The 12410-nt window shown below is 56.6% G+C and carries 14 protein-coding genes; all 14 read left to right on the forward strand.

Annotation, left to right across the window (positions count from 1 at the left end):
• The first annotated feature begins 1 nt into the window (after window position 1).
• The 14 genes from QOL67_RS09825 (at window position 2) to QOL67_RS09890 (ending at window position 12328) form a co-directional block, all read left to right on the forward strand.
• Entirely contained in the window at window positions 2-436 is a 435-nt protein-coding gene (locus QOL67_RS09825; RefSeq protein ID WP_283425790.1) for a hypothetical protein, read from the forward strand.
• A 265-nt stretch (window positions 437-701) separates the two neighbouring features.
• Window positions 702-1070: a 30S ribosomal protein S13 gene (gene rpsM / locus QOL67_RS09830; protein WP_283425791.1), complete on the forward strand. Its 369-nt coding sequence runs from the start codon at window positions 702-704 to the stop codon at window positions 1068-1070.
• Window positions 1071-1084: 14 nt separating this feature from the next.
• A complete protein-coding gene (gene rpsK, locus QOL67_RS09835; protein WP_283425792.1) occupies window positions 1085-1474 on the forward strand; it encodes a 30S ribosomal protein S11 in 390 nt (129 codons plus the stop codon).
• A 114-nt stretch (window positions 1475-1588) separates the two neighbouring features.
• Window positions 1589-2605 carry a DNA-directed RNA polymerase subunit alpha gene (locus tag QOL67_RS09840; RefSeq protein WP_283425793.1) on the forward strand — a complete coding sequence of 339 codons (1017 nt, stop codon included), beginning with the start codon at window positions 1589-1591 and terminating at the stop codon, window positions 2603-2605.
• 139 nt (window positions 2606-2744) lie between these two features.
• Window positions 2745-3164, forward strand: a complete 420-nt coding sequence (gene rplQ, locus QOL67_RS09845) for a 50S ribosomal protein L17 (protein WP_283425794.1) — start codon at window positions 2745-2747, stop codon at window positions 3162-3164.
• Between the two features lie 160 nt (window positions 3165-3324).
• Window positions 3325-4080, forward strand: a complete 756-nt coding sequence (locus tag QOL67_RS09850) for an alpha/beta fold hydrolase (protein WP_283425795.1) — start codon at window positions 3325-3327, stop codon at window positions 4078-4080.
• Window positions 4081-4133: 53 nt separating this feature from the next.
• Window positions 4134-5303, forward strand: a complete 1170-nt coding sequence (locus QOL67_RS09855) for an NAD(P)/FAD-dependent oxidoreductase (protein ID WP_283425796.1) — start codon at window positions 4134-4136, stop codon at window positions 5301-5303.
• Window positions 5304-5377: 74 nt separating this feature from the next.
• Window positions 5378-6760, forward strand: coding sequence for a trypsin-like peptidase domain-containing protein (locus QOL67_RS09860; protein WP_283425797.1), 1383 nt, complete (start codon window positions 5378-5380; stop codon window positions 6758-6760).
• Window positions 6761-6777: 17 nt separating this feature from the next.
• Window positions 6778-8103 carry a replication-associated recombination protein A gene (locus tag QOL67_RS09865; RefSeq protein ID WP_283425798.1) on the forward strand — a complete coding sequence of 442 codons (1326 nt, stop codon included), beginning with the start codon at window positions 6778-6780 and terminating at the stop codon, window positions 8101-8103.
• A gap of 99 nt (window positions 8104-8202) precedes the next feature.
• The gene (gene crcB / locus QOL67_RS09870) at window positions 8203-8592 is read left to right on the forward strand and encodes a fluoride efflux transporter CrcB (protein WP_283425974.1); all 390 of its coding nucleotides are present in this window, start codon (window positions 8203-8205) and stop codon (window positions 8590-8592) included.
• Complete coding sequence (locus tag QOL67_RS09875) at window positions 8589-9644, forward strand: RluA family pseudouridine synthase (protein WP_283425799.1); 1056 nt, start codon at window positions 8589-8591, stop codon at window positions 9642-9644. The genes crcB and QOL67_RS09875 overlap by 4 nt, the downstream gene beginning before the upstream one ends.
• Window positions 9645-9726: 82 nt before the next feature.
• Window positions 9727-10404 (forward strand): HAD-IA family hydrolase, encoded by a 678-nt coding sequence (locus QOL67_RS09880; RefSeq protein ID WP_283425800.1) that lies wholly within the window; start codon window positions 9727-9729, stop codon window positions 10402-10404.
• Window positions 10401-11111 carry an ATP12 family chaperone protein gene (locus tag QOL67_RS09885; protein WP_283425801.1) on the forward strand — a complete coding sequence of 237 codons (711 nt, stop codon included), beginning with the start codon at window positions 10401-10403 and terminating at the stop codon, window positions 11109-11111. Before QOL67_RS09880 ends, QOL67_RS09885 begins: the two co-directional genes overlap by 4 nt.
• Window positions 11112-11311: 200 nt before the next feature.
• A complete protein-coding gene (locus QOL67_RS09890; protein WP_283425802.1) occupies window positions 11312-12328 on the forward strand; it encodes an amino acid ABC transporter substrate-binding protein in 1017 nt (338 codons plus the stop codon).
• Window positions 12329-12410 lie beyond the last annotated feature (82 nt).

Here is a 12410-nt window from a genome sequence, read left to right on the forward strand (position 1 = left end):
CATGAATTGGGAAAAAAATCGCATAGCTTTTTGGGTGATTTCGTTTGTTGCCTTTGCTTCGTTGCTACTTCTGTATGTTTTGTCTCAAATAGTAATTATTACAAAAGTCTTCACCACAGACATGCAGGTTGCTCTTGGTGATGCAGCTTTCACACGCGTTGAACTCTTCGCTGTGCTTAATCAAATAGAGGAAATTCGGGACGACAAAAGTGCCTGCCCCGATAAGCTTGGTTCATGTTGGTCGGGCGGCGGCGAAATTCGACTAGTTTCTCCGCATTCAACAGATCATCTAAAGATGTTGAGGTTGGTTACAACGGAAGGCAGGAATCTCTGGTCATCCGATATTACCTCTTCCCGTCATGATGCGTTTGTTAAAAGAATAGCGGGCGCATTTCTGTCTGAGGGTTTTTCCATTGAAAAGGTTAATACTGACTAGAAAGTTGATGAGGCGCTGAAGAAAATGGGAAGCAAAAGTGACCAAACACTGCCTAGATCGGTTCTTTTGTCGCGCCTCTTGACACCCCCCTCAATCCCCCCTATTTCACCCCATCTCTTAACGGAGAATCAATTCTTTGCGCGTGGGTCGCCCCCATGTGCAAGACCACCTGATCAGCTGAGGCCCGGTTGCTTGATTGCGTCGGGCTTACGTTGTGAAAAAAGGTTCCGGAGCTACGGAACCGCAACGAAAAGGAAAGTGACACGTGGCACGTATTGCCGGCGTAAACATCCCGACCCACAAACGGGTCCCGATCGCCCTGACTTATATCACTGGTATTGGCCCAACTTCGGCCCAAGAAATCTGCGAAAGCGTTAAGATCGACGTCACACGTCGCATCAACGAGCTGTCGGACGCAGAAGTTCTGGCCATCCGTGAGCACATCGATGCGACCTACACCGTTGAAGGTGACCTGCGTCGTGAAGTGCAGATGAACATCAAGCGTCTGATGGACCTTGGCTGCTACCGTGGCCTGCGCCACCGTCGCAACCTGCCGGTTCGCGGTCAGCGTACCCACACCAACGCTCGCACACGCAAAGGCCCTGCGAAGGCCATTGCTGGCAAGAAGAAATAAGGGGGTACTGATCAATGGCACGTGAAAAGACTCGCGCGAAGAAAAAAGAGCGCAAGAATATCGCCACTGGCGTTGCGCATGTGAACTCTTCGTTCAACAACACCAAAATCCTGATCTCTGACGTTCAGGGCAACGCAATTTCCTGGTCCTCTGCTGGCACCATGGGTTTCAAGGGCTCCCGTAAGTCCACCCCATATGCTGCTCAGATGGCTGCGGAAGATGCAGGCAAAAAAGCTCAGGACCACGGCGTGAAAACGCTGGAAGTGGAAGTTCAGGGTCCGGGTTCCGGCCGTGAATCTGCACTGCGCGCTCTGGCTGCAATTGGTTTCAACATCACTTCTATCCGTGACGTGACACCAATCGCCCACAACGGCTGCCGCCCACCAAAGCGCCGCCGCGTCTAAGCGACATTTCTACTACCTGGGGCCGCGTGATCCGCACGGCCCCAGTTCGTCATTTTGAAACCTCGGGCGTCTGGTTCTTTTGGACATGGGAACGAGACAAGAATGGAGGGACGCATGATCCACAAAAATTGGGCAGAATTGATCAAGCCTACACAGCTTGAAGTGAAGCCGGGCAATGACCCTGCGCGCCAAGCTACTGTTGTGGCCGAGCCGCTGGAGCGTGGCTTTGGTCTCACACTGGGCAACGCGCTGCGCCGCGTATTGATGAGCTCGCTGCAAGGCGCGGCCATTACCAGCGTACAAATCGACAACGTATTGCACGAGTTCTCCAGCGTTGCTGGCGTGCGCGAAGACGTGACCGACATCATCCTGAACCTGAAGGGTGTGTCCCTGCGCATGGAAGTGGAAGGCCCTAAGCGTCTTTCCATCAATGCCAAAGGTCCGGGTGCTGTGACTGCCGGTGACATCTCCGACAGCGCGGGCATCGAGGTTCTGAACAAAGATCACGTGATCTGCCACCTTGACGATGGCGCCGACCTTTATGTCGAGCTGACCGTCAACACCGGCAAAGGTTATGTGTCTGCGGACAAGAACAAGCCTGAAGATGCGCCAATTGGTCTTATTCCAATCGATGCCATCTACTCTCCGGTGAAGCGCGTGTCTTACGACGTGCAGCCAACCCGTGAAGGTCAGGTTCTGGACTATGACAAGCTGACCATGAAAATTGACACTGATGGCTCCATCACGCCGGAAGATGCTGTGGCTTATGCTGCGCGTATCCTGCAGGACCAACTGTCAATCTTCGTGAACTTCGATGAGCCGGAAGCGGCAGGTCGTCAGGAAGAAGACGATGGTCTCGAGTTCAACCCACTTCTGCTGAAGAAAGTGGACGAGCTGGAACTGTCTGTACGGTCTGCAAACTGCCTGAAAAACGACAACATCGTTTACATCGGCGATCTGATCCAGAAGACCGAAGCAGAGATGCTGCGCACGCCAAACTTTGGCCGCAAGTCGTTGAACGAGATCAAAGAAGTGCTGTCCGGAATGGGCCTGCACCTCGGCATGGACGTCGAGGACTGGCCACCAGACAACATCGAAGATCTGGCCAAGAAGTTCGAAGACAACTTCTAAAGAATTTGGGCGGGGGCAACCCCGCCCACTTCAACAAATGCCCGGACCTGCCGGGGACGATCAGGGCACATGCCCCAAGGAGAGTGGCTGACACGCATCGGCTGCCAGACAAAGCAAAAACGCACTTAGGAGAATTACAATGCGTCACGCACGTGGTTATCGCCGCCTGAACCGTACTCACGAACACCGTAAAGCCCTGTTTTCCAACATGGCGGGTTCGTTGATCGAGCACGAACAAATCAAAACCACCCTGCCAAAGGCCAAAGAACTGCGCCCGATCATCGAAAAGATGATCACGCTGGCCAAACGTGGTGACCTGCACGCGCGCCGTCAGGCCGCAGCACGTCTGAAAGAAGACCAGTACGTTGCAAAACTGTTTGACGTTCTGGGCCCACGTTATGCTGAGCGCAAAGGTGGCTACGTCCGCATCATGAAAGCCGGTTTCCGTTATGGCGACATGGCTCCGATGGCGATCATCGAGTTTGTGGATCGCGACGTTGATGCAAAAGGCGCAGCCGACAAGGCTCGCGTGGCAGCTGAAGAAGCCGCCGAGGACTAATATCCTGAATAAACATCCATCTGGATCAACCAGATGCCTGGACCCCTGCCGTAAAGGTGGGGGTCTTTTTGTTTGTGTCGCAGCCTGAGACATCCCGCCGCCTGTTGACTGGTCTCCATCGCTCCTACCTGTTGAGGGAACTCACATAGGTTTCGCGAACATGACCTCCTCCCAAACTCCCATTTTCTTTTGCCATGGCGTACCCGGTGGGCCTGACGATGCAACGCTATTGCAGACCGGCGACTTGCCAGTCACCGCGCCAAACCTGTTTGACTTTGCGACCGGGGAACCCCTGCCGCATTTGTTTTCGATGTATGACAACGCCTGTGCCGAGGCTGGCGCAGGGGGGATGCATGTGGTTGGGTTTTCCATCGGGGCAATGGCGGCCTTGCGGCTGGCAGCGGCACGGCCTGACACAGTGTCTCGCGTGACGGTGATTTCTCCGGCGGCGCCTTTGTCGTTGGGGAACTTCCTGCCGGAGATGGCAGGCGCGCCGGTGTTTAAAATGGCAATGCAACGATCCGGAGTGTTGCGTGTGTTGACTGCCGTACAGGGGCTGCTTGCGCGCAAAGCACCGGGCGTGTTGATCAATCAACTGTTTGCAAAAAGTGGCGCGCAGGAACGATCCTTGTTTGCGGATGCGCAGTTTGTGGCTGCTTTGACCAAAGGCATGCACAGCAGCTTTGGGACGCACCGGTCCGGGTATCTCGACTACCTTGCCGCCTATGTGACAGATTGGTCAGCCGAGGTGCGCCAAGTGCAAGCGCCTGTTGAGATTTGGCATGGTGAAAAGGATACTTGGGCACCTGTGGCGATGGCTGAAGCTATCAAGAATTTGGTGTCAGTACCCTGTTCCCTGCAGGTTGTGCCCGATGGCGAGCACTACTCCACATTAAAAGCGGTACGGATCGGCTAGTACTTCCTGAGATTGCGCGCCATGCTCGCCTTGGATGATTTGAGGTGGTCTAAATGGGCTTTGATGTAATTGTGGTCGGCGCGGGGATGTGGGGCAGTGCTTGTGCCCGACATTTGGCGGAGATGGGGGCGACGGTTGCGTTGGTGGGGCCCGTGGAGCCGGACCATGCGGCGTCGCATGAAGGCGTGTTTGCCAGTCACTACGATGAGGCACGGATCACGCGGCGGTTGGACGGCGACTGTGATTGGTCGCGAGCAGCGGCGGTTTCGATGGATCGATATGCAGACATCGAAGAGAAAGGCGGTGTGCCGTTTTTTCATCGGGTTGGAGCCTTGATGGCTGGGCCCACGCGAGGCGCGGGCAGCGAGTACATTCTCAACACAAAAACTGTGGCTGAGGACGAAGGCATAGATCATGTTGCATTGCGTGGCGCAGATTTGCGAGCGCAGTTTCCGTATTTTGACTTTCCTGACGGTGTCCTGGGTTTGTTTGAGGCAGCTGGCGGGTGGATCAATCCACGGGGACATGTGTCAGCGGAGATCAGCGCTGCGGTGGCCAATGGCGTGACGTTGGTGCGTGATGAGGTTGTGGATGTTCAGGAAGATTCTGATGGTGTACTCGTGCGTTGTGCTGGTGGCGGAAGGTTGCGGTCGGAGAGGGTGGTTGTGGCTTGCGGGGCGTTTTCGAAGGCAGCTGACTTGTTGCCAGAGCCTGTGCCGCTCAAGGTCTATGCGCGCACCATTGCCTTTGTGGAGATTGATGACAGCGAAGCGGACCGGCTGAAGGATATGCCGTCGGTGGTCTATTTCTTCCCAAATGGCGCAGGGGATTGCTACATCCTACCGCCCGTGCGCTATCCGGATGGCAAAACCTATCTGAAAATTGGTGGGGATCCGGACGATGTCGAACTGACCACAGCGGCGGAGATGAAAGAGTGGTTCCGCGGCGGTGGCGACCCGAAGGCGGGCCGCTATATGGCGGAGCAGCTGTTTCAGTTGATGCCCAGTTTGGCATCACAAGGCGTGACGTTTGGCAGCTGCGCTACAAGTTTCACGCCGCGTGGCAATCCCTTGATTTATGGACAGACAAAGCGGGTGTTTGCTTTGACCGGCGGTAATGGGGCCGGTGCAAAATGTGCCGATGAGATTGGGCGGTTGGGCGCGTTGAAGGTGATGGGCAAATCCTTGCCAGAAAACACCTATCAGACGGGTTTTCTGCCATAGCCGCCTTAAGCACTGGCTTGCATTACGCCGGGCTGCTGCGCATATGCGATACACTGAACAATTGAGGATAACGCATGATCCGCGCTGTATTGATTTCCCTCACGTTGGGACTGGCCACCACGGTGTCCGCAGAGACCAAAGTTCCGCAATCGCAAGTCGAGATTTCCATGGGCTTTGCGCCTTTGGTGAAAGAGGCAGCGCCTGCGGTGGTGAACATCTTTGCCAAGCAGATTGTGCAGGTGCGTCAGAGCCCCTTCACCGGGGATCCGTTTTTTGACGAGCTGTTCCGAGGTTTTGGCACGCCGCAGCCGCGGGTTGAGAACTCTCTCGGGTCCGGCGTGATCCTGTCTGACGATGGCATCGTTGTGTCCAATTACCATGTGGTCGGGATGTCGACAGATATTCGTGTGCAGCTGAACGATCGCAGCGAATACACCGCTGAGGTTTTGTTGGCTGACGAAGAGAGTGATTTGGCCATTCTGAAGCTGAAAGATGCTGAGGGGCTGCCGTTTTTGCAGTTCCGTGACAGCGATCATGTGGATGTTGGCGAGTTGGTCATGGCGATTGGCAACCCGTTTGGGGTGGGGCAAACCGTGACCAGCGGAATTGTCTCTGGCCTGGCGCGCTCTGGCGTGGCGACGGGCAATGCGCGCGGCTACTTCATTCAGACCGATGCGGCGATCAACCCAGGTAACTCCGGCGGGGCGCTGATTGATATCAATGGGGACCTGATTGGTATCAATACTTCGATCCTGACGCGCTCTGGCGGGTCAAACGGGATTGGCTTTGCCATTCCTGCCAATTTGGTGGCGCAGTTTGTCGATCAGGCTCGAGACGGTTTTGATGATTTCCAGCGCCCGTGGGCAGGCATGTTTGGCCAGCCGGTGGACGCGGATATGGCGGAAGGTTTGGGGCTGGATCGTGCGGGGGGCATTGTTGTGTCTGCGATGCATGAGGTTAGCCCGTTTCTGGCGGCAGGTGTCGAGGCGGGTGACGTGATTGTTGCGCTTGACGGGCAGCCGGTGAACACGCCAGCGGAGATGATTTTCCGTATGTCGGTGGCCGGGCTCGGGAGTGAAGTTGACGTTGACGTGCTGCGGGACGGTGAGGCACTTATTCGGACCGTGAAAATGGATGTTGCGCCGGACACGCCAAGCCGAGACACAATTGAGACCAGTGCACGATCGGCGATTCCGGGAGTGGTGATGTCCAACATAAACCCAGCCGTATTGGGCGAATATGGCCTGCCCCTGAGCCTTGAGGGCGTGATGGTTGAAAATCCGGGTGAAATTGGCGCACGTTTGGGCCTGAGACCTGGAGATGTGTTGCGTGTGATCGACGGAACGGAAATCAACACCTCCAAAGAAGCGGACAAGGCTTTGCGAGAGGCGCGCAAGCGGCTTACGTTGGAGGTCCAGCGGGGCACCCAACGGGTGGTGATGCGCTTTAGACTTTAGGGATTTTCAAGCAGACCATGGCCGATCTTTTTGACAGCACGCCTGCGGATATTCCCGCAGCGACACCTGCGGGTGAAGCGCCACGTCCCTTGGCGGACCGGCTGCGCCCCAAGGCGTTGTCCGAGGTGATTGGGCAGGCGCAGGTGCTGGGCGAAGAGGCTCCCTTGGGCGTGATGTTGTCGTCGGGCTCATTGTCCTCGCTGATCTTCTGGGGACCGCCCGGTGTGGGCAAGACCACGATTGCGCGGCTATTGGCGGATGAAACCGACCTGCATTTTGTCCAGATCAGTGCGATTTTTACCGGGGTTCCGGAGCTGCGCAAAGTGTTCGAGGCCGCCAAGGTGCGGCGGGCCAACGGCAAAGGCACGTTGTTGTTTGTGGACGAGATACATCGGTTCAACAAAGCGCAGCAGGACGGGTTTCTGCCCTATATGGAGGATGGCACCATTCTTCTGGTCGGCGCGACCACGGAGAATCCGTCGTTTGAATTAAACGCTGCGGTGTTGTCGCGCTCGCAAGTGCTTGTGCTGGAGCGTTTGTCTCTGGGTGACTTGGAGCGCATGGCGCAGAGGGCAGAGAAAGAACTTGAGAGGCCCCTACCATTGGACGGACCTGCGCGGGAAGCGCTGCTCGAGATGGCGGATGGCGATGGGCGGGCATTGCTCAACTTGATTGAGCAGGTGATGGCCTGGAAGGTGGATGGAAAGCTCGACACAGATGCGCTGTCCACACGCCTGATGCGGCGCGCAGCTAAATACGACAAGTCGGGTGACGAGCATTACAACCTGATTTCAGCCTTGCACAAATCGGTGCGCGGATCCGACCCGGAGGCGGCACTCTATTGGTATGCACGGATGCTGGAGGGCGGAGAAGATCCTCGGTTTCTGGCGCGACGACTGACGCGGATGGCCTGTGAGGACATTGCCTTGGCGGATCCGCAGGCACAGGGCATTTGCTTGAGTGCTTGGGAGACATATGAGCGCTTGGGTAGCCCTGAAGGGGAGCTGGCGCTGGCGCAGGCGGTGATTTATCTGGCGCTCGCGCCAAAGACCAATGCGGGCTATGCGGCCTATAAGGCCGCGCGGGCGTTGGCCAAAAAGACCGGCTCAGAGCCCCCACCCAAACATATCCTGAATGCGCCAACGTCGTTGATGGCGGATCAAGGCTATGGCGACGGCTATCAATATGACCATGAAGCTGAAGATGGGTTTTCCGGGCAAAACTATTTCCCCGAGGGCGTCAAGCGCCCGGTTATCTACACACCGGTGGAGCGAGGCTATGAGCGTGAGCTCAAGCGGCGGATGGAGTATTTTTCAAAGCTGCGCAGCAAACGCAGCGGGTAAAAGGCACTCGTTTGGTCTCCAAACGGTTCTCTGAGAGTATTTGAGGCTGAAGGCGCTGGTTTTCTTGACATTGCAGACCAAAGCGCAGAGAGACGCGTGATGGTTTTGAACGTGGTATATGTGGCTTTGGGCGGTGCGGTAGGCGCTGCGCTGCGCTATCTGCTCGGCATCGGCGTGGTGCGGCTGGTAGGGCAGGGTTTCTGGAATGGATTTCCCGTCGCGATCATCACTGTCAATGTCATTGGTTCGTTCTTGATGGGGGCTTTTGTTGTGCTGGCAGCACAGCGTGGTCTGACCCATTTGTCACCCTTGGTGATGACCGGGCTGTTGGGTGGTTTCACGACGTTTTCGGCGTTTTCGCTGGAGACCGTGAACTTGATGGAGCGTGGGGCTTATGGCGCTGCGACGTTTTATGTGGCTGTTTCAATTGTTGGCGCGGTGGGCGCGCTGATGTTGGGTATGGCCGTGACAAGAGGAATGCTGGCATGAGCCGGGTACAGACAATGACCGTCGCGGACGGTGAAGGCGATCAGCGGCTAGACCGGTGGTTCAAGCGCAAATTCCCCCATATAGCCCAGGGGCAGGTCGAGAAGATGTGCCGTAAAGGTGAAATCCGCGTGGATGGTGGTCGTGTGAAGGCCAATTCGCGTGTGGAAGACGGGCAAAGCGTGCGTGTGCCGCCCTTGCCGGAGCCCCATGAGGTGGCTCAACGCGAACAGTCCCGCGCCGTAGCCAAGGTCAGCAAGGCAGATGCCAAATTGATGCTGGACAGCGTGATCTACAAAGATGACGAGATCATTGCGATCAACAAACCGGCGGGCTTGCCCACGCAGGGTGGCAGCAAACAGACCCGGCATGTGGACGGGCTGTCGGTTGCGTTGCAATTTGACATGGAAGAAAAGCCGCGTCTGGTGCACCGTTTGGACAAAGACACGTCAGGTGTGTTGTTGCTGGCGCGAACCCGTATGGCGGCCAAAGCCTTGACCGAGGCGATGCGGCACAAGCAGACCCGCAAGATTTACTGGGCTGTAGTCGCCGGTGTACCAACGCCGTATCTGGGCGAGATCAAATACGGTCTGGTGAAAGCTGGCGGACATGGGGCGCGTGGCGAAGGTGAGAAGATGATCGCGGTGCATCCGCGTGAAGTGGACAGCACACCAGGCGCAAAACGCGCCATCACGCAATACTCCACATTGTATCGTGTGGCCGGTCGGGCATCTTGGGTGGCCATGGAGCCGATCACAGGTCGTACGCACCAGCTGCGGGCGCATATGGCGGAAATTGGTCACCCGATTATTGGCGATGGGAAATACGGTGGCTCCGGGCAAGAGAACCTTGGCGATGGCTGGGGCGCAAAGCTGGGCGGAATGATTTCCAACAAGCTGCACCTGCACGCGCGGTCCATGACCTTTATGCACCCTACGAAGGGCAAACCGGTCACCGTGACTGCGGAGCTTCCTGAGCATATGGCCCATACGTGGGAGAGCTTTGGGTGGTCTGAAGATCTGGCAGCTGACGATCCATTTGAGAGCTTGCGGTAAAGCCCTTCACGTTTGCTGAGACTAGAGTGTAGTCGCGGTTCATTTTGTGGTGCCTCAAACACATTGGAAACAAGGGGGCCTCATGCGGCTCAAACTCGTAATTTTTGACGTAGATGGCACGTTGGTGGACAGTCAGGGGCTGATTGTCGAGGCGATGAATCTGGCCTTTGAGGGTGAGGGGCTGACACCGCCAAGCCGAGCAGACACCCTTTCGATTGTTGGGTTGTCGCTGGATGTAGCAATGTTCAAGCTGATGCCAGAAGCGGACAGCGATTTGCGGGCCCGGTTGGTGGACGGCTATAAGCAAGGCTACATGATGCGCCGTACGGAAACCGGCGTGGCGCAGTCCTCGCCGTTTTTTGCTGGCGCGCGGGAGGTGCTGGAGCGGTTGCGAGCGCAGGATGATGTGCTTCTCGGGGTGGCCACCGGTAAATCGCGGCGTGGGCTGGACAAACTCATTGAAGGCCATGGGCTGGGCGGTTTCTTCGAAACGACACAGGTGGCCGATAATCACCCATCAAAGCCACATCCGTCGATGATCACCACAGCGCTGGCCGAAACCGGCGTGGTGGCGCGGGACGCGGTGATGATTGGTGACACAAGTTACGACATGGAGATGGCGGCGGCCGCTGGTGTGGCAGCCATCGGTGTGGGCTGGGGATATCACGAAACAACTGCCCTGAGCGCTGCGCACTGTGTAGCTGAGGATTTTGCGGCGCTTGAGGGCGCTTTGGCACAGGTTTGGGAGAATGCATCATGAGCGGATGGGCCAAAAAACGATTTTGGAAAGACACTACCTATGAGGCCACCGAGGGTGGGTTCAAAGTGCTGTTGGACGGGCGGGGCGTCAAAACGCCAGCCAAGGCGCCGCTGGTGGTACCAACTGAGGCGCTGGCACAAGCCGTGGTGGCGGAATGGGATGCACAAGAGGGTGAGATTGACCCAACCGGCATGCCGGTGACGCGCTCAGTAAATGCTGCAATTGATAAGGTATCCATACAGCGTGCCGAAGTCGCGGACATGTTGGCGGAGTATGGTGGCAGCGATTTGCTGTGTTACCGTGCCACCAATCCCGAGGGGTTGATCGCGCGTCAGGCCGAGGCTTGGGATCCGCTTTTGGACTGGGCTGCGGAGACATTTGACGCGCGCCTAAAAACAGTGGCCGGGGTGATGTTTGAGGCGCAAGATGCGGAGGCGTTGAGCAAGCTAAGCGCGAGTACGCACAGTTTTGACAACTTCGAGTTGGCAGCGTTTCATGATCTGGTTGGCATCTCCGGCTCACTGATCATTGGATTCGCCGCAACCCGTGATCTGCACCCCGTCGAAACACTGTGGAAACTGTCCCGAATCGACGAGCAATGGCAGGAAGATCAATGGGGACGAGATGACGAAGCCGCCGAGGAAGCCGAGAAGAAAAAGCAAGCTTTTCTCCATGCTTACGCTTTCTTCCAGATGAGCAAAAAGTGATCTCTCTGCATGTAAAACAGGGGCATGAGGCTGATAGCGCAAGCATTGATAGTATTGCGTGATGGAGCTCTTGACGTTTGGCGATGAATGCGACCAAACTGAACCTCGATGTGAGGGGGGTGTAATCTCTGAACATCTACTTTCGGTCTAACATGGCCAAAAACCACCCGGCATAGGGTGGACAACAGGAAGAGGTAAAAATGAAAAAATCCGTAGTTTTCGGTGCATTGACAGTTGCTGGTCTCGCGGCCGGCGCAGCTGCTGCTGGCACGCTTGACGATGTTAAAGCGCGCGGCAAGCTGAACTGTGGTGTGACCACTGGTCTGGTTGGCTTTGCCGCACCAGACGCAAACGGCGAATGGATGGGGTTCGACGTTGGCGTTTGCCGTGCAGTTGCAGCAGCCGTACTGGGCGACCCGAAAGCGGTTGAGTTTGTTCCGACCACTGGTAAGACACGCTTCACCGCGCTGGCTTCCGGCGAGATCGACATGCTGGCTCGCAACACCACCTGGACCTTCTCCCGCGACGTTGACCTGAAGTTCACCTTTGTTGGTGTGAACTACTATGACGGTCAGGGCTTCATGGTTCCAAAAGAACTGGGTGTGTCTTCCGCTAAAGAACTGGACGGTGCGACCGTTTGTATTCAGACCGGTACCACAACCGAGCTGAACCTGGCGGACTTCTTCCGCTCCAACAACATCAGCTACGAGCCGGTGCCAATCGAAACCAATGCTGAAGCACAGCAGCAGTACCTTGCCGGTGCTTGCGACGTGTACACTACTGACGCATCTGGTCTGGCTGCGACACGTGCCACCTTTGAAGATCCTTCTGCGCACGTTCTGCTGCCAGAAATCATCTCCAAAGAGCCACTCGGCCCATTGGTTCGTCACGGCGATGACGGTTGGGGTGACGTAGTTCGTTGGTCCCTGAACGCTCTGGTAACAGCTGAAGAGCTGGGTGTGACCTCCGCAAACATCGGTGAGATGGCTGCAGGCACAAACAACCCAGAAATCAACCGTCTGCTGGGTTCCGAAGGCTCCCTGGGCGAGATGCTCGGTCTGGACGCTGGTTGGGCTAAGAACGCCATCATGGCGGGCGGCAACTACGGTGAGCTGTTTGAAGGTAACATCGGCGAAAGCACTCCGATCGGTCTGGCCCGTGGCCTGAACGCTCAGTGGACCGATGGTGGCCTGATCTACTCCCCACCTTTCCGCTAAACACATCACGGAAAGGGCGCGGACATCTCCGCGCCCTTTTCGCTTTTACGACCCACAACAATAATCGGCCACGGCGCAACGA

It is taken from the genome of Shimia sagamensis, from assembly GCF_900182745.1.
GTDB classification, from domain to species: domain Bacteria; phylum Pseudomonadota; class Alphaproteobacteria; order Rhodobacterales; family Rhodobacteraceae; genus Shimia; species Shimia sagamensis.